Origin of the sequence: Mycobacterium sp. WMMD1722, assembly GCF_049315205.1 — a bacterium.
Lineage (GTDB): Bacteria > Actinomycetota > Actinomycetes > Mycobacteriales > Mycobacteriaceae > Mycobacterium.
In genome coordinates, this window is the sequence record NZ_CP186056.1 from 5,214,349 (window position 1) to 5,238,316 (window position 23,968).

Annotated in this window: 20 protein-coding genes; 9 read left to right on the plus strand and 11 right to left on the minus strand. The window is 68.7% G+C overall.

Features of this window, described 5'->3' with window-relative positions; translation table 11 throughout:
* Positions 1-600 (plus strand): cysteine hydrolase family protein, encoded by a 600-nt coding sequence (locus tag ACN27E_RS25300; protein ID WP_422745734.1) that lies wholly within the window; start codon positions 1-3, stop codon positions 598-600.
* 10 nt (positions 601-610) lie between these two features.
* Here the strand turns inward: ACN27E_RS25300 and ACN27E_RS25305 are convergent, their stop codons facing one another.
* The 5 genes from ACN27E_RS25305 to ACN27E_RS25325 all read right to left on the minus strand — a co-directional run bounded on the left by ACN27E_RS25305 (position 611) and on the right by ACN27E_RS25325 (position 6,514).
* A complete protein-coding gene (locus ACN27E_RS25305) occupies positions 611-2,095 on the minus strand; it encodes an APC family permease (RefSeq protein ID WP_422745737.1) in 1,485 nt (494 codons plus the stop codon).
* 22 nt (positions 2,096-2,117) lie between these two features.
* Positions 2,118-3,851 carry a phytoene desaturase family protein gene (locus ACN27E_RS25310; protein WP_422745739.1) on the minus strand — a complete coding sequence of 578 codons (1,734 nt, stop codon included), beginning with the start codon at positions 3,849-3,851 and terminating at the stop codon, positions 2,118-2,120.
* Positions 3,848-4,192, minus strand: coding sequence for a hypothetical protein (locus ACN27E_RS25315; RefSeq protein ID WP_422745740.1), 345 nt, complete (start codon positions 4,190-4,192; stop codon positions 3,848-3,850). The genes ACN27E_RS25310 and ACN27E_RS25315 overlap by 4 nt, the downstream gene beginning before the upstream one ends.
* Before the next feature lie 35 nt (positions 4,193-4,227).
* Entirely contained in the window at positions 4,228-5,661 is a 1,434-nt protein-coding gene (locus ACN27E_RS25320; RefSeq protein ID WP_422745742.1) for a gamma-aminobutyraldehyde dehydrogenase, read from the minus strand.
* Positions 5,662-5,836: 175 nt separating this feature from the next.
* Positions 5,837-6,514, minus strand: coding sequence for a GntR family transcriptional regulator (locus tag ACN27E_RS25325; protein ID WP_422745744.1), 678 nt, complete (start codon positions 6,512-6,514; stop codon positions 5,837-5,839).
* Positions 6,515-6,743: 229 nt separating this feature from the next.
* Between ACN27E_RS25325 and ACN27E_RS25330 the strand changes: the two genes are divergently transcribed.
* From ACN27E_RS25330 to ACN27E_RS25355, 6 genes are read left to right on the plus strand one after another with little or no spacing between them, the layout of a single operon-like run.
* Complete coding sequence (locus ACN27E_RS25330; RefSeq protein ID WP_422745746.1) at positions 6,744-7,838, plus strand: phosphotransferase; 1,095 nt, start codon at positions 6,744-6,746, stop codon at positions 7,836-7,838.
* Positions 7,839-7,870: 32 nt separating this feature from the next.
* Positions 7,871-9,190 carry an aspartate aminotransferase family protein gene (locus ACN27E_RS25335; RefSeq protein ID WP_422750112.1) on the plus strand — a complete coding sequence of 440 codons (1,320 nt, stop codon included), beginning with the start codon at positions 7,871-7,873 and terminating at the stop codon, positions 9,188-9,190.
* A gap of 11 nt (positions 9,191-9,201) precedes the next feature.
* A complete protein-coding gene (locus ACN27E_RS25340; protein WP_422750114.1) occupies positions 9,202-12,102 on the plus strand; it encodes an FAD-binding and (Fe-S)-binding domain-containing protein in 2,901 nt (966 codons plus the stop codon).
* A 5-nt stretch (positions 12,103-12,107) separates the two neighbouring features.
* On the plus strand, positions 12,108-13,616 hold the full coding sequence (locus ACN27E_RS25345; protein ID WP_422745748.1) for an NAD-dependent succinate-semialdehyde dehydrogenase: 1,509 nt from the start codon (positions 12,108-12,110) through the stop codon (positions 13,614-13,616).
* A 17-nt stretch (positions 13,617-13,633) separates the two neighbouring features.
* The gene (locus ACN27E_RS25350; RefSeq protein ID WP_422745750.1) at positions 13,634-14,122 is read left to right on the plus strand and encodes an Rrf2 family transcriptional regulator; all 489 of its coding nucleotides are present in this window, start codon (positions 13,634-13,636) and stop codon (positions 14,120-14,122) included.
* 41 nt (positions 14,123-14,163) lie between these two features.
* Complete coding sequence (locus ACN27E_RS25355) at positions 14,164-15,753, plus strand: threonine/serine ThrE exporter family protein (protein WP_422745752.1); 1,590 nt, start codon at positions 14,164-14,166, stop codon at positions 15,751-15,753.
* Positions 15,754-15,816: 63 nt separating this feature from the next.
* Here the strand turns inward: ACN27E_RS25355 and ACN27E_RS25360 are convergent, their stop codons facing one another.
* On the minus strand, positions 15,817-16,911 hold the full coding sequence (locus ACN27E_RS25360) for a dihydrodipicolinate reductase (protein ID WP_422745754.1): 1,095 nt from the start codon (positions 16,909-16,911) through the stop codon (positions 15,817-15,819).
* 141 nt (positions 16,912-17,052) lie between these two features.
* Here ACN27E_RS25360 and ACN27E_RS25365 point away from each other — a divergent pair, with 141 nt between their 5' ends.
* Complete coding sequence (locus tag ACN27E_RS25365; RefSeq protein ID WP_422745756.1) at positions 17,053-18,069, plus strand: nitronate monooxygenase; 1,017 nt, start codon at positions 17,053-17,055, stop codon at positions 18,067-18,069.
* Here ACN27E_RS25365 and ACN27E_RS25370 read toward each other — a convergent pair.
* Genes ACN27E_RS25370 through ACN27E_RS25380 form a run of 3 tightly spaced genes read right to left on the minus strand, consistent with a single transcriptional unit; the run spans position 18,050 to position 20,906 of the window.
* The gene (locus tag ACN27E_RS25370; protein WP_422745758.1) at positions 18,050-18,934 is read right to left on the minus strand and encodes a DUF4097 family beta strand repeat-containing protein; all 885 of its coding nucleotides are present in this window, start codon (positions 18,932-18,934) and stop codon (positions 18,050-18,052) included. The genes ACN27E_RS25365 and ACN27E_RS25370 overlap by 20 nt on opposite strands.
* A 32-nt stretch (positions 18,935-18,966) precedes the next feature.
* Positions 18,967-19,611, minus strand: coding sequence for a response regulator transcription factor (locus tag ACN27E_RS25375; protein WP_422745760.1), 645 nt, complete (start codon positions 19,609-19,611; stop codon positions 18,967-18,969).
* On the minus strand, positions 19,599-20,906 hold the full coding sequence (locus tag ACN27E_RS25380) for a histidine kinase (protein ID WP_422745762.1): 1,308 nt from the start codon (positions 20,904-20,906) through the stop codon (positions 19,599-19,601). The genes ACN27E_RS25375 and ACN27E_RS25380 overlap by 13 nt, the downstream gene beginning before the upstream one ends.
* A 119-nt stretch (positions 20,907-21,025) precedes the next feature.
* On the opposite strand from ACN27E_RS25380, the gene ACN27E_RS25385 reads away from it, so the two are divergent.
* On the plus strand, positions 21,026-21,907 hold the full coding sequence (locus tag ACN27E_RS25385) for an LLM class flavin-dependent oxidoreductase (protein ID WP_422750115.1): 882 nt from the start codon (positions 21,026-21,028) through the stop codon (positions 21,905-21,907).
* A gap of 10 nt (positions 21,908-21,917) precedes the next feature.
* On the opposite strand, the gene ACN27E_RS25390 is transcribed toward ACN27E_RS25385, so the two are convergent.
* Complete coding sequence (locus tag ACN27E_RS25390; RefSeq protein WP_422745764.1) at positions 21,918-22,457, minus strand: hypothetical protein; 540 nt, start codon at positions 22,455-22,457, stop codon at positions 21,918-21,920.
* A 96-nt stretch (positions 22,458-22,553) separates the two neighbouring features.
* On the minus strand, positions 22,554-23,891 hold the full coding sequence (locus ACN27E_RS25395) for a flavin monoamine oxidase family protein (protein ID WP_422745766.1): 1,338 nt from the start codon (positions 23,889-23,891) through the stop codon (positions 22,554-22,556).
* Positions 23,892-23,968: the final 77 nt, after the last annotated feature.

Below are 23,968 nucleotides of genomic sequence, written 5' to 3' on the forward strand. Positions count from 1 at the left end.
GTGTCCAACCCAACCCTGCGCGTGCTGGCCGATCTGCCTCAGCAGCCGGTGAACCTGTCCCAGTCCACACTGGTGCTCATCGACTGCCAGAACACCTACACCCAGGGCGTGCTGGAACTCGAGGGTGTCGGGGCGGCGCTGGAGGAGGCGGCCACCCTGCTCGACCGGGCCCGCAGCGCCGGCATTCCGGTGATCCACATCCAGCACTCCGATGGACCCGATTCGCTGTACGACATCGACGGCGACACCGGCGCCATCGTGCCGGCCGTCGCGCCCCGCGACGGTGAACCCGTCGTGGTCAAACAATTCCCGAATTCGTTCGTGCAGACCGATCTCGACGAGCGGCTGCGGGCCGTGGGCGCCTCGAATCTGGTGCTCGCCGGCTTCATGACGCACATGTGCGTCAACTCGACCGCCCGCGGTGCGTTCAATCTGGGCTATGCGCCGACGGTGGTGGCCTCGGCCACCGCCACCCGTGCGCTGCCCGGGCTGGGCAGCGACGAGACGGTGTCCGCGGCGGCGATGCAGGCGGCGAGCCTGGCCGCCATGGCCGACCTCTTCGCGGTGGTGGTGCCCGGTGCGGGAGACATCCCGGACTGACCGGGCCGGTTCACAGGCGATCGCCCAGCGTCGAATTCAGCTGCGCATAGCGGTGCGGCGCGCGGAACTTGATCACGTATGCGCCGATCACGCCGATGGCCAGCGAGGCGAACAACATGAACGTGAACGAGGTCTGCAGCCAACCGCCGCCGCCGAGTAGCACGTCCATGCCGGTCACCGCGTACCAGAGAAACGGCAGCAGGCCCGCGATGCCCAGCAGCGGAGCGATGAAGGTGTTCCAGGGCCGCTTGTCGACGTCGGAACGGCGGAAGAAGACGAAGATGGCGATGCTGGCAATGGTCTGCAGCAGGATGATCGCGGCCGCTCCCACCCCGGTCCACCAGGTGAACAGCGTGGTGTAGGGGTCCAGGCCGAGGATCGCGAAGACGGCCACCACGATCGCCACCATGGTGATCTGGACGTAGCAGGCCAGCGCCGGTGACTGGCGTCGGGGGTGGGTGGTGCCCAGGCGGGACCAGAGGACGCCCTGGCGGCCGAGCGAGTAGAGGTATCGCGCGACGTTGTTGTGGAAGGTCAGGATGGCGGCGAACAGACTGGTGATCACCAGCAGTTGGAAGGCCTCGGTGCCCAGTCGGCCGAGCACGCTGTCGCTGACGGCGAAGACGAGGTTGCCGCCCTCGGTCTCGGCCAGGCCCACGATGTTTCCGGCGCCCACGGAGTTGACGATGAGAAACGCGGTGACCGCGTAGAAGACGCCCATGAAGATCACCGAGGCATAGGTGGCGCGCGGGACCGTGCGTTTGGGGTCCTTGGCTTCCTCGCCGTAGATCGCGGTGCCTTCGAACCCGATGAACGATGCGTGGGCGAACATCAGGGCCACACCGAGTGCGCCGGCGAACACCGCTGAGGGAGCGAAGGGTTCGAAGGAGTACTCGCTGAGCGGATTGGGTGAGTTGACCAGGATGGCGATGTTCAGGATGAGGATGATGGAGGTCTCGAGGGTGAGCAGCACGGCCAGCACCCGGGCTCCGGCGTGGATCTGCCGGACACCGAGAAACACCGAGGCGCCCATCGCCAACGCCGAGAACACCCACCACGGAATCGACACACCACTGTGGGTGGAAACGAATTCAGCTGCGTAGTAACCGAACCCGCCGATGACGCCGAGCTGGATCGCGTTGTAGGCGAAGATCGCCAGCGAGGCCGAACCGAGGCCCATCGGTCGGCCCAGACCTCGCGTGATGAACGCGTAGAAGGCGCCCGCGTTGGTGATGTGCTTGCTCATCGCCACATAGCCGACCGCGAAGATCGTCAGCACCACGGCGACCACCACGAATGCCCCGGCGATGCCGACGCCGTTGCCCGAGCCGATGATGACCGGGAACAAGGCGACGACCACGGTCAGCGGCGCGGCGGCGGCAACGACGAAGAACACGATGCCCAGTACGCCGATCTGGTTGCGGGCCAACGACGTCGAACCGTCGGGGGACAGCGGCGTGGCGGTCAGCGGGGTGGGGTCATCCTGATGGAGCATGGCGGGTCCTTTGGGGTGGAATTCAACGGGTGGTTTTGCTGCGAGCAGCGAATTTGACGACCTTGCGCAGCGCCGGGCTGGTCGCGACGGTGTAGCCGAGCTTCTTGCCGGTTTTGGTGTCCATCACCGTCTCCACCGCTCGATCGAGGACGCCGGCCTTCGGTGCCGGACCGACGCGTTCGCCGGTGGGGGCGGGAGTTCCGTTGAGATCGGCGATGACCACCTGTGCCGCGTTGTGACCGTTGGCGCCCATGACGCCGCCGCCGGGGTGGGTGCCCGAGCCGCACAGGTAGTAGTCACCGACGGTGGTGCGGTAGTCGGCCAACTCCGGGGTGGGGCGGTTGTTGAACAACTGGTCGAAGAACATCGCGCCGTGGAAGATGTTGCCGCCGGTCAACCCGTAATCGCGTTCCAGGTCCTTTGGCGTGATGACGACCCGCTCGAGGATGTGGCCACGCAGATTGGGTGCGTAGCGATACAGCACCTCGAGCACGCGATCGGCCCACTCGTCGCGGACGGTGTCCCAGTCGGTGCCGGCCAGCTCGAACGGGAGCTGTTGCACCCCGAGTGTCATCGTGTGCGTGCCCGCGGGCGCGAGCGAGCTGTCGTGGGTCGACTGGATGACCGCCTCGATCACGAAGTCGTCGGGGAACTCGCCGCGCCGCTCGGCCTCCCAGGCCCGTTCGAAGTTCTCGATCGAGGCGCCCAGAATTGCCTGGGCCTGATGCTGGGGACCGAATCGGCCTGCGGGGAAACCGATGTAGTCGGGCAGCTCATCGATCAGCAGATGGATGCGGGCCATGGAGCCGCGGGCATCGTAGCTCTGCAGCTTCGCCGCAAGCTTGGTGTCGAGGGTGCCTGCCGGCAGCAGTTGCAGCATCGAGCGCTGCGGGTCGGCGTTGGAGATGACGGTGCGTGCGGAGATCACCTCACCGCCGGCCAGCCGGACGCCGGTGGCCCGGCCCTTGGCGACGACCACCTGCTCCACCGGCGAGCTCAGCCGGATGTCGACGCCGTGGGCCTGTGCGCTGCGGGCCAGCGCCTGGGTGATGCCGCCCATACCGCCTTTGACGAATCCCCACTGACCGAGGGTTCCCTTGAACTCGCCGACCGAGTGGTGACCGTAGACGTAACCGGTCCCGGGGGTCGACGGACCGCCCCACACCGAGATCATGCCGAAGAAGGTGAACAGACCCTTGATGTGTTCGGAGTCGAAATAGCGGTCCAGGAGGTCTTTGGTGGACAGCAGCACCATCTCGTTGAAGAGGTCCTCTGCCCCCGCTGCTTCGAATGCCGACAGCACCTGCGAGCGGCTCGGCGCCGGCGACAGCAGAAACGGCGTCAGGATCGAGGCAAACTTCTTGACGCGCAGGCCGAATTCGAGAAAGGCGGCGGCGTCCCGCTTGGAGAACTTCTCGATCTCCTTGAGCGTCCGGTCCATGTCCTTCCACATGAACATGTGGCTGCCGTCGGGGAAGATGCTGACCTCGTTCGCCTCGGTCTGGTACATCTCGAGGCCGTACCGCTCGAGCTCCAGATCGGCGATGATCTCCGGGCGCAGCAGGCTGGCGATGAATGCGCACGACGACCAGGTGGAGCCCGGGATCAGCTCCTCACTGGTGCAGGCTCCACCCACGACGTCGCGGGCTTCGACGACCAGTACCTTCTTGCCGGCCCGGCCGAGATAGCCTGCGGTGACCAGGCCGTTGTGTCCGGCGCCGATGATGATCGCGTCGTAGGTCGCGGAGGTGTTCATGCGTGGGCTCCCGGGATGGCGTGGGTGAAGTAGGTGCGGACCGAGGCGGGATCGACGAGCGCGTTGAAGCCGTCGATCACCGGTTTCATCGTCGGATGGTTGTCCCGGAGCCGTTCCCAATCGGCCCAGTCGGTGACCTCCATGACCTCCAGGATGTCGGCGGGTGCGCCGTCGGGGGCCGCGCTGACGCGAAAGGCCTCGAATCGGCGGACGATGTCGCCGTGCGCCAGGCACGTCGGCCGGTCGACATCGGTCGAGAAGCGTTCGAAGTCGGCCGGGTCGACGCCGGGCAACATCGAGAACATGTTCACCGCTATCACCGAGCGGCCGGAAGGGATCATCAGGTGAGACTCCAAAGGGGTTGCAGGAGGGGCGATCAGGAGGTGAGGCTGATCATGATGTGTTTGATCTCGGTGTACTCCTCGATCGAGTAGATCGACATGTCGTTGCCGTGACCGGACTGTTTGAAGCCGCCGTGCGGCATCTCCGAAACGATCGGCAGGTGATCGTTGATCCACACGGTGCCGAACTGGAGTTTGCGGGCGGCCCGCATCGCGCGGCCGACATCCTTGGTGAACACCGATGCGGCCAAACCGTATTCGACGTCGTTGGCCCACGCGAAGGCCTGTTCCTCGCCGGTGAAGCGGGTCGTGGTGACGACCGGGCCGAAGACCTCCCGCTGGACGATCTCGGAATCCTGTGCCGCATCGACGACGAGCGTCGGCCGGTACCAGAACCCCGGGCCGGTGCCTGGGCCGCCGACGGCCAGTGCCGCCGGCCCGGCGGCGGTCGCCCGGTCGACGAAGCCCGCGATCCGGTCGCGCTGGCGCTGCGAGATCACCGGTCCCATCTCGGTGGACTCGTCGGCCGGCTGGCCCATGGCCACCTTGCCCACCGCGCGGGACAGTTCGGTGACGAAGTCGTCGTAGATGCTGTCGGCGATGTACACCCGAGAGGCGGCCATACAGTCCTGGCCCGAATTCCCGTAGCCGCCTTCACAGATCTTGGCTACGGCCAGGTCGACGTCGCAGTCCTCGAACACCAGGACCGGTGCTTTGCCGCCCAATTCGAGATGGAGACGCTTGAGGTTCTCGGCGCCGGCGCGGGCCACCACCTTGCCCGTCGCGGTGTCCCCGGTCAGCGAGCTCATCCGCACCCGCGGATGTGCGGTCAGCGCGGCGCCGACGGTGTCGCCGTGTCCGGTGACGACGTTGAAGACGCCGGGCGGGAACAGATCGGCAGCCAGCTCGGCGAGCCGCAGGGTGCTCAGCGGTGTCTGCTCACTCGGCTTGAGCACCAACGTGTTACCGGTCATCAGCGCGGGGCATATCTTCCAGATCGCCATGACCAGAGGGAAGTTCCAGGGGGCGACGCTGCCGACGACGCCCAGCGGATCGCGCCGGATGATGCTGGTGTGGGTCGGGGAGTATTCGCCGGCGGCGCGGCCCTCCAGGACCCGTGCCGCGCCGGCGAAGAACCGCATGTTGTCGACTCCGAACGGGATCTCCTCCCGCGCCACCGCGATCGGCTTGCCCACGTTCTGCGATTCCAGCTGGGCGAATTCCTCGGCGTGCGACTCCAACCGATCGGCCAGTTTGAGCAGCAGCTCGGCCCGTCGTCCCGCCGTGGTGGCCGACCAGTCGTCGAACGCCGCGTCGGCGGCGGTGACGGCGCGGTCCACATCGGTGGCGTCGCCCTGCGGCACCGTGGCGATCTGTTCGCCGTTGGCGGGGTTGATCACCGCTTCGGTTGCGCCGCTGGCGGCACCCACGTGCTCGCCCGCGACGTACATCAGTCGGCCGTCTGCCATGAGGATGTGTCTCCGAACCGGGCATCGGCGCTTCACGCGTCGGTTGCCCTATTGTTGAACAGTTGACATGGAGACTTAATCACAGGGTCCGGTGGTGTGCAACACACCGAGCGGGAAAATTCGGGACCGACGCTTGTGCCGCGTCGGGTGCGGGCGTAGCCCGACCCGGGGTCCCTCAGCCGGCCGACCGCGCGGCGAGGATCTTGCGCACCTCGTCGCGGTTCTCGGTGATGATCTCGGCGATGGTGTCCCGCGCCAGTTCGGGGTCCCGCGACGCGAATGCGCCGACGATCCGCTGATGCTCGGCCAGCAGGCCCGAGCCGCTCTCGTATTCGTGGTGGTCGAGGTTGAGGACGAGCAGGAAGTAACGGAGGTCGGCCAGTAGCTCGTCGTAGAACTTGTCCAGGCGCGGACTGTTCATCATGCCGACGATCGCACGGTGAATCGCCAGGTCGGACTCGACAATGGTGCGCGGATCCTCGGTCGCGAGAGCCTGTTTGAACTTTTCCATCGCGCTGACGAGGGGCAGGAGGTCGGTATCCGGTCCCAATGCCGTGGCGGCGGCCGTCTCCAGGTGGAGCCTGGCGCGATAGATGTCGAGGACCTCGTCGTCGGAGGGGTCCCACACCACCAGGCCGCGGTTGAACGTGTACCGCACCAGACCGGTGCCCTGTAGGAGTCGGACGGCTTCTCTGACCGTGTTGCGGGAGATGCCCAACGAGTCGGCCACGACGCTTTCCCTGATGCGCTCACCGGGCTTGAGTTCGCCCTCGAGGATCATGTCCATCAGGCCGTCGGCGATCTGCTGCGCGCTGCTGCGCCCGACGATGCGAATGCGGTCTGCCACGGACATGGCCCCAGGGTACAACTGTTGAACACGCGTGCGGCGGGACGCACGCGTACCCGACGGCTGTACACAGCTGTCCTAATGTTCTACAGTTGGCCGATCGACACCACCGCGGGTTCGGGATCGCCGAGATGGCGGTGGACGGGCGAGCCACGTCCGGCGAGTGTCACCAGAGCGCAAAGGATTCTTCACCGCACATGACACACAGCCGACAGCCGTCGCCAGGGTGGACGACGTGACGAGCGGATTGGACGTCGTCACGCAGATCGCTCGAGAGAGCGCCCTGGAATCGGGTGCCGAGCGGTTCCCCGAACCACAGGTGAAGGACGAGCTTCGCCGGCTCTACGGGTTGGGGGGCACGCTGAGTCGCATCCCCACCGAGAAAGACGACACTTTTCGGTTGGCCGACCACCGCGGCCGCTTCCTGGTCAAGATCGCGCCGGCGACCGAAAGCGCCCATGTCGTGAACCTGCAGTCGGCGGTCCTGCTCCATCTGCAGCGATCGGCCGCGGCGATTCCGGCGCAGCGGTTGGTCCGCGGTCTGCACGGCCAGGTCGAATCCACCGTGATCGATCCGCTCGGTCACGAGCGGATACTGCGGGTCCTGACCTACATCGACGGTGATCTCCTCTCCACCGCCGCCCCGACGCCGAGTCAGTTCCAGCGCGTCGGTGCGATGCTGGCCCGGGTGGACGCCGCGCTGGCCGATTTCCGTCACCCCTACGAATCCCGTTCGCTGATCTGGGATCTGAAGAACTTCACCCATATGCGTCCGCTGCTGGAATTCGTGCACGATCGTGACGACGTGACCATGGCCACCTGGGTCTTCGACCAGTTCGATTCCCTGGTCGCCCCGCGGATCGGGGATCTGGACACCCAGATGATCCACGGCGACTTCAGCCCCTACAACGTGGTCGTCGACCCGGCGTCGGGCGAATTCGTCACCGGTGTCATCGACTTCGGGGATACCGTGAGAAGTCCGATGGTGTTCGAACTCAGCGTTGCCGTCGCCAACCAGATCGGCGGCGACCCGCGGCGACCGTGGGCCGGTGCGCTCGACATCGTGCGCGGATTCCGTTCGGTGGCACGACTGAGCGACGCCGACGCGGCGTTGCTGGCCATCACGGGTCCGGCGCGACTCCTGCTGCGCGCACTGATCTTCGGGTGGCGCCGATCCGCGCACCCGCATTCCCGGGACTACGGCCTGTCGCATTCGGCGCAGGACTGGTCGAGGCTGCGCAGTGCACTGTCGGTGGCGAGGCCCACCGTCGAGGCGATGCTGGCGGCAACCGGAACGACGACGTTTCCGACGGAAGGGGAACGACAGTGACCACATCCTTCTCGCCCAAGGCGTCCGAACCCATGGTGAACGGGTTCGACCGGTCGCGCACCGCAGCGCTGCCACCTCGCACCCGCGGCCAGGTCGAGGCCCGCGACCGGCTGCTCGGCCCCGGCTACCGGCTCTTCTACCAGGACCCGGTCGAGATCGTGCGGGGCGCCGGCACACTGCTCTACGACGCGGACGGCAACGACTATCTCGATGTCTACAACAACGTGGCCAGTGTCGGTCACTGCCACCCCTACGTCGTCGACGCCGTCCACCGCCAGCTCGCGACGCTGAACACCAACACGCGCTACCTCCAGCAGTCGATCCTCGACTACAGCGAACGCCTCCTGAGCACGATGCCGGCCGAACTCGGCCACGTCATGTTCACCTGCACCGGTTCGGAAGCCAACGACCTGGCCATGCGGGTGGCGCGGTATCACACGGGGCGGCAGGGCGTCATCGTCACTTCCGGGGCCTACCACGGGCTCACCGCCGACGTCTCGTCGTTCTCGCCCTCGCTGGGTGTCGGTGTTCCGCTCGCACCCCACGTCCGCACGATCAGCGCGCCGGACCGCCTGCGCCGGGGAGGCGACGACGCGGTGGCGGCGGCCATGCAGCGGGAGGTGAGGGAGGCCATCGCCGACCTGGAACGCCACGGCTTCGGGTTGGCTGCCTTCATCGCCGACATGATCTTCTCCTCCGACGGCATCTACGCCGACCCGCCCGGCTTCCTGCGTCCGGTGATCGAGGAGGTCCACGCCGCGGGCGGGCTGTTCGTCGCCGACGAAGTACAACCCGGCTTCGGACGGACGGGCCGGCACTGGTGGGGATTCCAACGGCACGGCCTGGTGCCCGACATCATGACCACCGGCAAGCCGATGGGCAACGGCATACCCATCGCGGCGGCTGTCTTCCGTCCGGAACTGCTCGTCGAATTCGGGCGTAACATCCGCTATTTCAACACCTTCGGCGGGAACTCGGTGTCCATCGCGGCAGCGCAGGCCGTCCTGGACGTGATCGAGGACGAAGGTCTGATCGACAATGCCGACACGGTCGGCGCCCACATCGCGGCCGAAACCTCGACGATGGTGGCGAACTACGACCAGGTGGCCGAGGTCCGCGGCGCCGGGCTGTTCATCGGCGTGGACATCGTCACCGATCGTGAGTCGAATACGCCGGACGGTGCGGCGGCGCTTCGGGTGGTCAACAACATGCGCCGGCGCCGGGTGCTGATCTCTGCCTCGGGCCCGCGGGGCAGTGTCCTCAAGATCCGCCCCCCGCTGCCGTTCTCCATCGGCGACGCCGATCGCATGCTGCAGAATCTGCAGAATGCTCTCGCCGAGGAGCTCCATTGATCCGTGAACCTCTGACGACATCGTCGGAGAACGTCGACGTGGTCGGGCTCCTGGCCGGCAGCGGTATCGAGATCGATGCCAGTAGCCGCCGACTCGCCGAGTACAGCTACGACGCATCGAACTATCGTGTGGCGCCGCTGGCCGTCGCCTTCCCGCGGGACCCCGCCGAGGTCAGCCGACTGCTGGCGCTGTGCCGGCGCGAGGGTGTGCCGATCATTGCCCGCGGTGGGGGAACGTCCATGGCGGGCAACGCCATCGGCCGCGGGGTGATCCTCGATTTCTCGCGCCACATGAACCGCGTCCTGGCCGTCGACCCGCAGAACCGCACGGCCGTCGTCGAGCCCGGGGTGGTGCTCGCCGATCTGGCCGAACATGTCGAGGCCGACAGCGGTGGCCGCCTCACATTCGCCCCGGACCCGTCGAGCCGCAACCGCGCCACGGTGGGCGGATCGATCGGCAACGATGCCTGTGGAAATCACTCGGTGCGCCATGGCCGCACCAGCGACCACGTGGTGTCCCTCGATCTGGTGCTCGCGGACGGAACGCGGCTCACCGCGACTCGGACCGGACTGGAGGCGACCGATCCCGCCGATCGGGATGCGGTGGCGCGGGCGACCCGATTGACCGCGGACCTCGAGGCGCTCACGGTCGAGCACATGTCGGAATTCCGGCTGGAACTCGGCCGGATCCCCCGCCAGGTCTCGGGCTTCCACCTCGGCAGACTCTTGCCGGAGAACGGGTTCGACGTGGCTCGCGCCCTGGTGGGTAGCGAGGGGGCCTGCGCGGTGGTGGTCCGCGCGACGATGCGGCTGGTCGACGTCCCGCGCTCGGCTCTGCTGCTGATCATCGCCTACGACGACATCGTCGATGCCGCACGCGATGTCACGACGATCCTGCCGTACGCGCCGGCCGCCGTCGAAGGGATCGACGAACAGATCGTCGCCACCATGAAGGCTCGCCGCGGAGCGGATGCGGTGGCCGACCTTCCGGCCGGACGCGCCTGGCTGTATGTCGATCTCGACGGCGAGGACGAAGCCGACGTCGCCGAACAGGGCCGAAGACTCATGGCGGAATTGCGGGACAACGGATATGCCCTCGACTGTCGTGAGGTCAGCAATCCGGTTCAGCGCAGAAATCTGTGGCGTGTTCGTGAAGACGGCGCCGGACTCTCCTCCCGGCTGACGCTGCTCGACGGAACCACCGTCACCTCCTGGCCGGGCTGGGAGGACTCCGCAGTGGCGCCCGAGCGCCTCGCGGACTATCTGGCCGACTTCCGGCTCCTGCTCGAGGAGTACGGCCTCATCGGCGTGATGTACGGCCATTTCGGTGCGGGCTGCATGCACATCCGGATCACCTTCGACCAGTGGACACCGCAAGGCCGGGCGGCGATGTCGGCTTTCCTCACCGCGGCCGCGCGACTGGTGGTCGCACACGGCGGAACGCTGTCGGGGGAGCACGGCGACGGCAGGGCGCGTTCGGGACTCCTGGCCGAGATGTACTCGCCGTCGATCCTGCGTTCGTTTGCGGAGTTCAAACGGCTCTTCGACCCGTCCGGCATCTTGAATCCGGGCGTCATCGTCGACCCGCCCGCCGTCACCGAGGACCTGGCGCTGGCCGGTATCGCGCCGCTGCCCTGGCACACCACCTTCGCTCTGCGCAACGCCGGCGCGACCGGGAGCGCGGCGTTCCCCGCCGAGCTGCAGCGCTGTATCGGCGTCGGGCGGTGCCGATCGCACGGAAGCGGGGTCATGTGCCCGAGCTACCGGGCCACCGGCGATGAAAAGGATTCGACCCGCGGGCGGGCGCGGGTGCTGCAGGACATGATCCGGGGCGCAGGTGAGACCGAACGGGGCTGGGCTTCCGACGACGTCCGCGACGCGCTGGATCTGTGCCTGTCCTGTAAGGCGTGTTCCACCGACTGCCCGACCGGCGTGGACATGGCCACCTACAAGTCCGAGTTCCTCGACCACCACTATCGCGGCCGCATCCGTCCGATGGCCCACTATTCGCTGGGCTGGTTGCCGCGATGGTTGAGTGTGACGTCGCGGCTCGCACCGGCGGTGAATGCGGTACTGACCGGCCCGCTACGCGTACCGGTCCTGCGGCTGGGCGGTCTGACCCCCCACCGGCGACTGCCCCGATTCGCCTCCCGGCGCCAGATCCGCAGGGAACTCGCAGCACCCGCAGCCCGTGACGGGGATGTCGTGCTGCTCGTCGATTCCTTCACCAGGGGTTTCCGTCCGGAGGTCGGGGGAGCGGCGGCCCGGGTCGTGCAGGACGCCGGACTGCGCCCCGAGGTCCGCATGGACCTCTGCTGCGGGCTCACCTGGATCTCCACCGGTCAGCTGCGGCAGGCCCGGAAGAAGTTGGCGGCCGCGGCAACTGCTCTCGATGACGGGACCGACCGGCCCATCGTGGTCACCGAACCGAGCTGTGCCGCCGCGCTGCGCCATGACCTGCCCGCGCTGGTCGACAGCGATGCCGCCCGCCGGGTCGCGAGTCGGGTGCGCAGCTTCGCCGAGCAGGTGCGGCATCAGGGTGAACGCGGCTGGTCGCCGACTGCAACGCTGCCGAAGACGGTCACCGTGCAGACCCACTGTCACGAGTACGCGGTGTTCGGTCCGGCCACCCAGCGCCGCGCTCTCGCGGCCGTCGGCATCGACGAGATCCGGGAGGCGACCGGATGTTGCGGCGTCGCAGGCAACTTCGGCTTCGAGCGGCAGCACTTCGATGTCAGCATGGCCGTCGCCGAACAGGCGCTGGCGCCGGCGTTGCGGGCTGATCCCGACGCCGTCGTGCTCACCGACGGTTTCAGCTGCCACATGCAGGCCAGACAGCTCACCGATCGGGCTGGACCAGCCGCCTCCCGCCACCTCGCGCAGATCCTCGACCCGAACCCCCCAAGGAGTTGAACCCAATGACGGCCCCTACGACCGGTACCGCCGCCACGATGTCGCCCGTCGACATCGGGTCGATCCCCAAGAAGCTGCTCATCGGCGGACGCTGGCGCGATGCCGCCGGCGGCGAGGTGTTCGAGGTCGAGAATCCTGCCACGGGCGAGGTACTGGCAGTCGTCGCCGACGCCGGGCCTGCCGACGGGGATGACGCGCTGGCGGCGGCCGTGGACGCGCAGCCGGCGTGGGGTCGCACGCCCCCGCGTCAGCGTAGTGAGATCCTGCGTCGGGCTTACGATCTGGTGATGGACCGGCAGGACTGGCTGGCCGGTGTCATGACCTCGGAGATGGGCAAGCCGTTCGCCGAAGCGAGGGGTGAGGTCGCGTACGCCGCGGAATTCCTCCGGTGGTTCTCCGAGGAGGCAGTTCGGATATCGGGTGACCACACGACCACCGGGGACGGTGCGAACCGCATCATCGTGACCCGCGAACCGGTCGGTCCCTGCGTGCTCATCACCCCGTGGAACTTTCCGTTGGCCATGGGGACGCGCAAGATCGCGCCCGCGATCGCCGCCGGATGCACCATGGTCCTCAAACCGGCGCCCCAGACTCCGCTGACGTCGTTGGCACTGGCCGACATCATCTCCGAAAGTGGTCTTCCTGCCGGCGTTCTCAACGTGGTCACCACGACCGACGCGGCGACCGTGGTGGAGCGCTGGATGACCGGCGGCGCGGCGCGGAAAGTGAGTTTCACCGGCTCGACCTCGGTCGGCAAGGTGCTGCTTCGGCAGGCGGCCGAGACGGTGATGCGCTCATCAATGGAGCTGGGGGGCAATGCACCGTTCATCGTGTGCGCCGACGCCGACATCGATGTGGCGGTCGAAGGGGCGATGGTAGCCAAGATGCGCAATATGGGCGAGGCCTGCACAGCGGCCAACCGCATGTACGTCCACCGCGACATCGCCGCGACCTTCGCCGAGCGGCTGGCGGCACGCATGGCGGCACTGACGGTGGGCGACGGCCTCCGGGACGGCACCGAGGTGGGGCCGCTGATCGATTCCCCCGGGCGCGCCAAGGTGCAACGACTCGTCGACGACGCGCTGGCCCGTGGCGCCACGGCGCTCACCGGCGGCCGGCTACCCGATGGACCGGGCTACTTCTACCCGCCGACCGTGCTCGCCGATGTGTCCGCCGAATCCGATCTGATGACCACCGAGATCTTCGGCCCGGTCGCTCCGGTCATCCCTTTCGACGACGAGGACGACGTGGTCCGACGCGCCAACGACACCTGCTGGGGACTGGTCGGGTACGTCTTCAGCCAAGACATCGACCGGGCGTTCGACCTGAGCGAGCGGCTCGAGGTGGGCATGGTCGGTGTCAACACCGGTGTGGTGTCCAACCCGGCCGCGCCGTTCGGCGGTGTCAAGCAGTCCGGGCTGGGCCGCGAAGGCGGCCGCGTCGGGATCGACGAGTTCCTCGAGTACAAGTACCTCGCGGTCCCTCGGCGCAGGGGATCTGCCCGGACGAGCTGACCGGCTAACCTGGCCCCATGCGGATGTCGGCCAAGGCGGAGTACGCCGTTCGCGCCATGGTGCAACTGGCCACCGTGGACGACGGTGTGCTGGTCAAGACCGACGACCTGGCCAAGGCGCAGGGCATCCCCGCACAGTTCCTCGTCGACATCCTCTCGGAGCTGCGCACCGACCGGCTGGTGCGCAGCCACCGTGGCCGCGACGGCGGATACGCCCTTGCCCGCCCCGCCGCGGACATCAGCCTGGCCGATGTGCTGCGCTGCATCGACGGTCCCCTGGCCAGCGTCCGCGACATCGGCCTGGGCGACCTGCCGTATTCGGGTCCGACAGCCGCGCTGACGGATGTGTGGCGGGCGTTACGGGCCAGCATGCGATCCGTGCTCGAGGGCACCAGCCTCGCCGATGTGGCGTCCGGTGGTCTTCCGCCCCACGTCGCGGCGATGGCGGGGGAGTACCTGGACCAGGAGCACAAGCGCGGTCACCGCGATCGCGTGGACACCAAATAGCCTGCCCCTGAGCGGGTTCGCCACATCAGTATGGTCGTGGCGTGGAGTTCGATCGATCTGACTGGCCGGCCCGGCGTCGGCGCCCTCTGCACCTCGCGCTGCGTGGCCGGCGCGACCCGGCCTCAGGTGCCGGTCAGCGCAGGCGGGTGTCGGGCGGACTGAGCGAGCTGCACACCCGCAAGGTCCTCGACCTGACCCTTCGGATCGCCGAGGTGATGCTGTCATCGGGGTCCGGCACTGCCGACATGGTGGCCACCGCCCAGGACGTGGCGCAGGCCTACCAGCTCACCGACTGCGTCGTCGACGTCTTCGTGACCACCATCTTCGTCTCGGCGCCGCCGACCGCTGACAGTTCGCCGGTGACCATCGTGCGGTCGGTCCATGCCCGCTCGACCGACTACTCACGGCTCGCCGAACTCGATCTGCTGGTGGGGCGGATCACCTCCGGCGGTGTATCGGTCGACGAAGCCCACGACGCGATGGACGAGCTGTCCGAGCGGCCACATCCCTACCCGCGCTGGGTCGCCACCGTGGGCTGGGCCGGTTTCGCCCTGGGTATCGCGATGCTGTTCGGCGGAACCTGGCTGACCTGCATCCTGGCCGCCGTCTCATCGGTGCTGATCGATCGCGTCGGCCGGGTGCTCAACCGGCTGGGCACCCCGTTCTTCTTCCAGCAGGCCGCGGGTGCGTTCATCGCGACGATGATCGCCGCCGCGGCGTACCTGTTCGCCGGTGTCGGACCGACCGCGCTCGTCGCGACCGGCATCGTCATGCTGCTGGCCGGCCTGACCCTGGTGGGTTCGGTACAGGACGCGCTGACGGGGTACATGGTCACGGCGGTGGCCCGTCTCGGTGACGTCCTGTTCCTCACCGCGGGCATCGTCGTCGGCATCCTGGCCGGACTGCAGGTCGCCGCGCTTGCCGGTATCCAGATCGAGCTCCACGTCGACGCCACCGAGTCGTTCGTGATGCCGACCCGGCCGGTGCCGATTCTGCTCGCCGTGCTGGGCGCGGCGCTCGCCGGCGCCTGCCTGACGATCGCCAGTTACGCCCGGCTGCGCTCGGTGGTCACCGCCGGTGTCGCCGCGGGTCTGGCGGAGGCGGTGCTGATCGGCCTCGGCGCCGCGGGATTCGGCGGGGTGGTCGCCACGGGAACCGCGGCCGTCGGCGTCGGTTTGCTCGCCACGCTGATCTCCATCCGCCGGCAGGCTCCGGCGCTGGTCACCGCGACAGCAGGCATCACACCGATGCTGCCCGGCCTCGCCGTCTTCCGCGCGGTGTTCTACTTCGCCGTCGATCGGAACATCCCCGGCGGAATCGCGCAGGCATTGGGGGCCGCGGCGATCGCGCTGGCCATCGGTGCCGGAGTGGTGATGGGTGAGCTGCTCGGCTCGCCGTTGCGCTACCGCGCCGGGCGCATCGGTCAGATCCTGCGTGTCGAAGGTCCACCCGGACTCCGCCGGGCCATCGGCAACGTGGTTGCGTTACGGCCGTCACCCGTCCAGCAGCAGATGCGCAATCCGCACCGGCGGTCGTGGAGCGTCGCGCTGCAACCGGAGTCCCAGGATGACGCCGACGCCGACACCGACGACTCCGCGGGTCCCCCGGGCGGTGACCCGACCGAACGGTGAGGTCGGTGTGTCGGCGCGACGCTCTGCGCAGGGCCGTCGCCCCGCGCTGGGCCTGATTGGCGTCTACGGCAAGGCCGCAGTGCGCTGAGCGTTGCCGAAACCCACCGCACTGCGGATCAGCGGCAGGGTCGCCATGGTGGCGAAGCCCGGTTCGGCGGCGCAGACCGCGGGCACCGCGTTGAGCACCTGCATGGCGGTGGCGATGTTGGCGGCGTTGACGTGTTCGGCCATACTCGCTGCCCGGCCGAAGCTGGCCAGCGCGATCACGTGCGCCTGCATCGACGGGTCACCCTCGATGGTCAGGGTCCAGCCGTGCCGCGGCGTCGGCCAGTGTGACGGGTACTCGTTGCCGACCGTCCACAACGTCTCGATCTCCACGAGCGGTTCACCGGCCCGGCGACCCACCCAGTTCCAGCGTTGCCCCGCGGTGGTCCCCGCACGCAGGACGTGGTCGAAGATCTGGTGATCGGCCAGGGCCGGGACGGCCTCGACCGATGCGGTCACCTCGTCGATACCGGCGTGCAGCGCGTCGGCGAGCAGCCACACCTCCTCGCTGAAGATGGCGCTGTTGAACGCGAGGAAATCGGTTGCGGTCGGGCTGATCTGCTCGATCGGCCGACCGAACGACATGTTGTCGAACGTGATCGCAGTGCTGTCGTAGACCGACCAGTCGGCGCGCTCCTGCAGGGTGATCTTCTCGATGGTGCGGCTCATCCCGGTCAGCGCCAGCGGCAGCACACCGGACAGATTGCCCGGGTTGATCCCGCTGCCGTGCACGGTGGAACCGCCCTGGCGGCAGGCTTCTTCGAGCCGTCGCCGGACATCGGCGGGTTGACGCTCGGGGTGAAAGAGGAAGGCCGTGGTGACGACGTTCTTGCCGCTGGCCAGCAGCGCGCAGACGTCGTCGAGGTCGACGATGCGCGGGGTGTAGAGGACACAGTCGGCATCCAGTGCGACGACGGCGGCGGTGTCGGTGGTGGCCGCGACACCGATCGGCTCCCGGCCGGCCAGGGTTCCGGCGTCCACGCCCCCCTTGTCGGCCGAGTACACCCTGACCCCGACGAGCTGCAGATCGGGCCGGTGGTCGAGGATCGTCGCGATGAGCTCGCCGCCGACGGCGCCGGTGCCCCACTGGATCACCCGCAACGGGGCGTTCACTCGCCGCAACCGTACGTCCGGGGGACGGCGGGCATTCCGAACAGGTCGCCGAGGAAGGCCGCGGATTCGCTGCGATCAACGGCGGCGACGATCGAGTGGTCGGGCGTGATGGCCATGTGGTCAAGGATGCAGGATGGCGTCATGACGGTTTTCGATATTCGTGACCTGACCCGGCCCGTCATCGTCGCACCGATGGCGGGTGGGCCGTCCACCCCGGAGCTGGCCGCGGCAGGCACCGAGGCGGGCGGGCTCGGCTTCGTGGCCGCCGGCTATCTGACCGCCGACGCGTTCGCCGACCGGCTGCGCGCCGCCCAGGCGTTGACTTCGGGTCCACTCGGCGCCAATCTCTTCGTGCCGCAACCGAGTGTCGCGGGCCGGGATGAGGTGCTGGCCTACGCCGAGCAGCTGGCGCCCGACGCACGGCGCTACGGTGCCCAGCCGGGGGAACCGCGCTGGAATGACGACGCCTGGCAGGCCAAGCTCGACGTCCTCGGCGAGCTGCGCCCCGAGGTCGTCTCCTTCACCTTCGGCCTGCCGAGCGCAACCGAGCTGACGCGATTGCGCAGCGTCGGCATCGCCACGGTGGGGACGGTGACGACCGTCGAGGAGGCGCGCGCGGCGGCGGACCGCGGCGTGGATGTGGTGGCGGTGCAGGGTCCCGAGGCGGGCGGGCATCGAGGCCACTTCGACGCGGCGGTGCGACCGCCCACCCAACCGCTCACCGACCTGCTGGCCGAGGTGCTCGCCGCGATCGACCTGCCCGTCGTGGCCGCCGGCGGCCTGATCGACGCGCGGGCGGTGGCCGGGGTACTCGACGCCGGCGCGGTGGCCGCCCAACTCGGTACCGCATTCCTGCTCGCCGACGAGTCGGGCAGCTCGCCGGTGCATCGTGGCGCGCTGCGCGATCCGCAGTTCACCGAGACGGTGGTGACCAAGGCGTTCTCCGGCCGCTACGCGCGCGGTTTGCGCAATCGCTTCGTCGTCGATCACGACGCGCAGGCGCCGCTGGCTTATCCGCAGGTGCACCATCTGACCGGTCCGCTGCGTGCGGCGGCCGTGCGCGCGGGCGACCCGCACGGGACCAACATCTGGGCCGGCACCGGGTTCCGGTCGGCCCCCTCCGGTTCGGTCGCCGAGATCATGGCCGGGCTGACGTGACCTCCTCGATCACCACGTCACCGCGTTCTGAGCGCGCGGTGACCTCCGCGACGGCGGCCGCGGGGTCGGCGGTCTCGGGTACCTGCACGGTCACCGATCCATCGCCTCCGGTCTTGAGCAGGTAGGGCCCCTGCGGCGGCAGCCCCAGCACGACATCGCCGCCCCGGCTGGTGGCCTCGACGGTCCGCGGTGCGTCGGCGAAGTCGACGGCGATGTCGCCATCGGACGTCGTGGCGGTGAAGCGTTCGCTGACGCTGATCGGGCGGTGGGCGGCGACGTCGCCGTCGACCGTCTGGATCTCGATCCGCCGCGCCGCAGCACCCAGGATCACGGCGCCGTCGGTGGTCTGGGCGATGAGCTGATCCAGGTCGGTCTGGGCCAGCACCACACCGGTCTGCTGTTCGGTGCGCACAGTCATCCGCCGCGCCTGCTCGGGTGGCAGCGTCACGGTGATCTCACCGCCGCGGGCCCAGTCGAGGATCGGCGAGGGTCGGCCCTCGACGCCCACGCGGGTATCGGCGCCGTCAGCCGACACCGTCAGGTGGTGTTCGCCGCTTCCGGTGGTGTTCACCAGACGCAGGTCCAGTCGCGGCTCCCGGGCGTCGCGGTCGTCGGTGATCCGCACGGCGATCGGTATGTCACCGGTGTCGATGGTCAGCGAACGCACGGTGGCGGGCAGGGTGCGGCTGTCGGCGGTCACCCGCACGGTGCTCACCCCCCATGCAGTGACGGCGAGCGCGGCGAGGCTTGCGACCACGATCACCGCGGCGGCGGCGATGAACCCGCCGCGCAGGGCCTTTCGGCCACCCGGCGACAGATCCGGTGGATTCCCCGGGGGAGCGGGTGGCGGGGCGATGGCGGTCATGACGGTCCTTTCCGGGCGGTCAGGATGCGGAGTCAGGATTCGAGGAAGCGCAGGACCGCCAGCACGCGGCGGTTCTCGCTCTCGTCGGGGGCCAGATCGAGCTTCATGAAGATCGAGGCGATGTGCTTCTCCGCCGAGCCGACTGAGATGTGCAGTGCGGCGGCGATCGCCGAGTTGGTCCTGCCCTCGGCCATGAGCTGTAACACCTCCCGCTCGCGCGGGGTCAGCTCGTCGAGCGCCGACCGTCGGCGCGAGCGCACCAGGATCTGCGAGACCACTTCGGGATCGAGCACCGTGCCGCCGCCGCCGACGACCGCGACGGCGTCGAGGAAGGCGGGGACGTCGGCCACCCGGTCCTTGAGCAGGTATCCGAAACCCTTTGTGTCCGAAGCGATCAGGTCAGCAGCGTAACGCTCCTCGACGTAATGTGACAGCACCAGCACGGGTGACTCGGGATTCTGGCGGCGCAGCAGTGCGGCGGCCCGGATGCCCTCGTCGGTGAACGTCGGCGGCATCCGCACATCGAGGATCGCCAGGTCTGGCCGTTCGTCGTTGACCAGCCGCAGCAGATCGGTGGCGTCGGGCACGCCGGCCACCACCTGGTGTCCCGCATCGGACAGGATCCGTTCGATTCCGGCTCGCAACAGCGCCGAATCCTCGGCGATCACGATGCGCATGGCAACACCGCCGTGACGATCGTGGGGCCGGTGGCCGGGCTGGTCACTGTCAGTGTGCCGCGCGCTGCACGGACCCGCTCGTCGAGTCCGCGCAACCCGGTGGCCTCACCGTCGTCGGTGATGGCGGCGCCACCGCGGCCGTCGTCGAACACCGACACGTGCAGCAACTCAGCGCTCTCGTCGAGCCGTACGGTGACGACCGCCTGGCGGGCCTGGGCGTGCTTGGCCACGTTGGTCAGCGCCTCGGCGACCACGAAGTAGGCGACCGACTCCACCTCGTCAGGCAGTCGTCGCGGGAGGTGAAGGTCCAACGTCGTTGGAACGCCGCTGTTCTCGATGCGCTGCACGACCGCCGAGAGGGCCGCGTCGAGTCCGCGATCGGCCAGGATCGTCGGCGCGATACCGCGGACCACGTTGCGCAGATCGACCAGGGCGTTCTTCGCCTCGTCGTGGGCCTCGGCGATGAGTTGCTTGGCGGCGGGGAGGTCGGTGTCGAGTTTGGTCTGCGCCAGACCGATGGCCATCGCCAACGACACCAGCCGGGGTTGCACGCTGTCGTGCAGATCGCGTTCGATGCGGTGACGTTCGGTCTGCGCCGACGACATCGCCCCCACCCGAGCATCGTTGAGGGCGCTCACCTGATATTTCAGGGCCGCAGTCGGTGACGGTGCCAGGACCCGACGGTCGATCGCCGCGTCGAGCATCGGGGCGAAAACCAGAATCGCGACGGCTCCGGCCGCAGCGATCACGGCCAGCAGCCACGCCAGTACCGGCGACGGGGACCACAGACCGGCGTCCGGGTCGCTGCGCTCGACGGCCAGCGCGGTCGCGGGGCCGATGAACGTCACCACGAGCAGCGCGAAGGCGATTCCGGTCGCGGCCATGTCATAGGCCAGCCGCAGATAGTGGTGGGCCACTGCCTTCCAGAAGCGCGCGCTGCTGACATCGAGCCACAGCTGGTGCAGCCAGCGTTGAACACCGGTGTAGGACGAGACACGTCGATACGGCACCGGGATCGCCAGCCCGAAGACGGCCTCGCTGCGCCGGCGTTCGAACCAGTCGACGCCGCGCATGAGATAGATGAAAGTCACCGCGGCAAGGGCGAATCCGATACCGGAGGGGATCGAGGAAATGCCGGCGACCACGATGATCAGCGGAATCCAGAACCAGACGACGCCGACGGCGGCGCCGGTGATCATCGACGCGGTCGGCACGAGGCCGATGTGCCGCCGCGACCCGGTGGCGGAGCCTGCGGCGACGGCGGCCGGGGCGGAACCGCTGCTGACTGCGACCATGCCACCAACCTAGGGACTGACGGCACACCGCGACACAGCGTTTCCCCGCGAACCCGGCGGGGGATAACCCCCGCGGCCGAACCGGGCGGCGTGCCAGAATCGCTACCGTGCGTATCGGAATGACCATGCCGGTGATGGAGCCCGACCTCGACGCGGCACTGCTGCGGTCCTGGGCCGAAATCGTCGACGAGGGCCCGTTCTCGGCGTTGTGCTGGGGGGAGCGGATCGCCTTCGACAATCCCCACAGCCTCACCCTGCTCGGTGCGTTGGCCGCCTGGACCCACCGGGTGCGTTTGGTGACCACGGTGATCGTGCCGCAGCTGCACGATCCCGTCATGCTGGCCAAAGGGCTGGCCACCGGCGACCTCGTCAGCGGGGGACGGCTCACCGTGGGCATCGGCGTCGGGGGCCGCCACGAGGATTACCGGGCGGTCGGCGCCGATCCAGCCACGCAGACCATGCGAGCCATGGCCGAGCGCGTTGCGATAATGAAGCGGGTATGGGCCGGTGAGAAGCTCACCGAGTCGGTGCTTCCGGTGGGGCCGGCGCCGGTGCAGCCCGGCGGGCCGCCGCTGCTCGTCGGCACCATCGGCCCCAAGACGGTGCGCAGCGCAGCAGGGTGGGCTCAGGGCATGGCCGGCACGATCCTCGACCTCGACGTCGACAAGCAGGCCGAGCTCTTCGACGTCGCGCGCACGGCGTGGAGGCAGGCCGGCAAGCCGGCACCGCATCTCGCGACGTCGTTCTGGTTCGCCATCGGCGACCGCGACGAGGCCCGCGCGCAGATGCATCACCACCTACGCCGCTACATGAACTGGATCCCCGCCGAGATCGTCGACGCGATGGCTCCGGACACGGGATTCGCGGGCTCGGAGGACGAACTGCTCGAGGTGCTGGCCCGGTTCGCCGACATCGGCACCGACGAGGTGCACCTGATTCCGACGAGCTCGGACATCACCCAGCTGCACCGGGTGGCCGACGCGGTCAAGCAGTTCGGCTAACCCCGAGCGTTCACCACAGGCGCGGCAGCCCCAGCGGGTTGAACGGATCCGGCGGAGGTGGCAGGCCCAACGGGTTGAGCGGGTTGATGGCCGGCGGCGGCGGTGGCGGCGGCAGCCCCAGCGGGTTGAGCGGGTTGATCGCCGGCGGTGGCGGCGGCAGCCCGAGCGGATTGAGCGGGTTGATCGCCGGCGGCGGCGGCAGGCCCAGCGGGTTGAGCGGATCGATGCTCGGCGCGCTCGGAGCCGGCACGTTCAGCGCCGGGGGATTGAAGACGATCGGTACGGCGAGGTCTGGCACCACGTCGGGCAACGGGATGTTGACCGGAACGGTGGCGTCGACACCGATCGGCGACGGCAGGTTGCGGACGTTCTTGGCGATCTCCTCGGAGATCTGCGGCGGTATCTCCCAGCGTGGCGCCGAGTTCTCCTCGCGCTGCTCGTCGGCGTTGCGGTCCGGGTCGGCGGCGGCGACGCCCGAGCCCAGCCAGGCCGCCGGAATACCGACGACACCGATGATCGATGCCCCGGCCAGGACGCGCTTGATGTTCACGATCAACCCCTTGAAATGGAAATCGCTTCGATCATAGGTGCCGGTACCGGCCTGCGGGCGACTACGCGGTCTAGTCGATGCGCCGGTACCAGTGGATCACCGGGGCGATCGCAGAATCCGCTCCGCCTCGCGCACTCCACTCAGATAGGCGCCGTGCACCGTGCCGAAGTACTCGGCATTGGTGGCCTCGCCGGCGAACAACAGACGATCACCGACGGGTTCGGCCAGCACGTCCATATCGTCAGGGCCGGAACCGACAGCGATGAAGCTGTAGGACCCGCGGGCGTAGCGGTCCTCGCCCCACCGGGTGACCAGCGACCCGGTCGGTCGTGGCGCCCGCAGTGCGGTGACGAGTTCGCCCACGGCGTCGGCATCCGACATCGGCTCGCGTGACCACGCCGCGTCCCCGGCGCGTAGGCCGACCAGCAGTGGCCGGTCGGTGAACAACCATCCGTTGACCAGGTCGGTGACCGGTTGATTGTCACCGACGAGCCCGATCACCGGCCGCTCCCGCGGCCAGAACGGTTCGTCGAACATGACGACGACCTTGTTCAACAGCCCGAAGCCCAGACGCGTGATGGCTGAGCGCTTCGCCGCCGGCAGCGGCGGATCGAACCCGATGGCGCCGGCCTTGAGCACTCCCAGCGGGACGGTGACGATCACACGGTCGGCGGTCATCGTGCCCTGCGAGGTCTCGACGCGGACAGTGGCCGAACTGTGCGCGATCCGGGTCACCTCGGTGGACCGTCGGACGTCCAGACCCTGTGCGAGGCGTGCGGACAGCTGGGTGTACCCGTCGGGCAACAGCACATCGGGACCGCCGAGCTCTTCCTCGCTGCCGAACCAACGCAGCGACAGCTGGTCCGGATCGGCGGCGTACTCCCCGGCGATGCTCGAGGCGACGTTCCAGGCGACCAGCGGATCATTCAAGTTCGCGATACCGGCCAGGCCGTCAGCCACCGTCTCGTCGGAATCGGCTGTCTCGACCCGACGTTGGAGTGCCCCGCTGATCTGGTGCCAGTCTGCCGACGCGGCGGCCGCGGCGCCGGGGTCGACCGCGCCGCCGGGCCCGAGCAGCACGACGTCCTCGAAATCGGTCGGGATCGTCCGGGCGCCCACCTGGTCGGCCAGCCCGAGCAGCGGGTTGCCTTCGGTGCCGTGGATCCACGACGCCCCGAGATCCACCGGGACGCCGAGTGAGGTATCGGTGCGGGTGCGCCCGCCGATCCGGTCCCTGGCCTCGACAACGGTGACGCGGACCCCGGCCTCGGCGAGCCGCCGCGCCGCCGCCAAGCCGGCGAAGCCCGCTCCGATCACCACGACATGCTCGCCGGGTGACCGCTTCGGCGATTCGTCATCGCAGCCGGGAAGCGCTGCGGCGGCGGCGAGTGCGCTGAGGCCGAGCGTGAACTCGCGGCGGCCGACGGGGCCCATGGCGGTGACGCTAGCCCCGATGGGTGATCTTGAAGTTCAGTTGGCAGATTCCGACGAAACCGGGGCGCCGGCCACAG

Coding starts and splice junctions, on each gene's coding strand:
- ACN27E_RS25305 (WP_422745737.1), bottom strand. CDS start 2,095: ATGCTCCATCAGGATGACCCCACCCCGCTGACCGCCACGCCGCTGTCC.
- ACN27E_RS25310 (WP_422745739.1), bottom strand. CDS start 3,851: ATGAACACCTCCGCGACCTACGACGCGATCATCATCGGCGCCGGACAC.
- ACN27E_RS25315 (WP_422745740.1), bottom strand. CDS start 4,192: ATGATCCCTTCCGGCCGCTCGGTGATAGCGGTGAACATGTTCTCGATG.
- ACN27E_RS25320 (WP_422745742.1), bottom strand. CDS start 5,661: ATGGCAGACGGCCGACTGATGTACGTCGCGGGCGAGCACGTGGGTGCC.
- ACN27E_RS25325 (WP_422745744.1), bottom strand. CDS start 6,514: ATGTCCGTGGCAGACCGCATTCGCATCGTCGGGCGCAGCAGCGCGCAG.
- ACN27E_RS25335 (WP_422750112.1), top strand. CDS start 7,871: ATGGTGAACGGGTTCGACCGGTCGCGCACCGCAGCGCTGCCACCTCGC.
- ACN27E_RS25345 (WP_422745748.1), top strand. CDS start 12,108: ATGACGGCCCCTACGACCGGTACCGCCGCCACGATGTCGCCCGTCGAC.
- ACN27E_RS25350 (WP_422745750.1), top strand. CDS start 13,634: ATGCGGATGTCGGCCAAGGCGGAGTACGCCGTTCGCGCCATGGTGCAA.
- ACN27E_RS25365 (WP_422745756.1), top strand. CDS start 17,053: ATGACGGTTTTCGATATTCGTGACCTGACCCGGCCCGTCATCGTCGCA.
- ACN27E_RS25370 (WP_422745758.1), bottom strand. CDS start 18,934: ATGACCGCCATCGCCCCGCCACCCGCTCCCCCGGGGAATCCACCGGAT.
- ACN27E_RS25375 (WP_422745760.1), bottom strand. CDS start 19,611: ATGCGCATCGTGATCGCCGAGGATTCGGCGCTGTTGCGAGCCGGAATC.
- ACN27E_RS25380 (WP_422745762.1), bottom strand. CDS start 20,906: ATGGTCGCAGTCAGCAGCGGTTCCGCCCCGGCCGCCGTCGCCGCAGGC.
- ACN27E_RS25385 (WP_422750115.1), top strand. CDS start 21,026: ATGACCATGCCGGTGATGGAGCCCGACCTCGACGCGGCACTGCTGCGG.
- ACN27E_RS25395 (WP_422745766.1), bottom strand. CDS start 23,891: ATGGGCCCCGTCGGCCGCCGCGAGTTCACGCTCGGCCTCAGCGCACTC.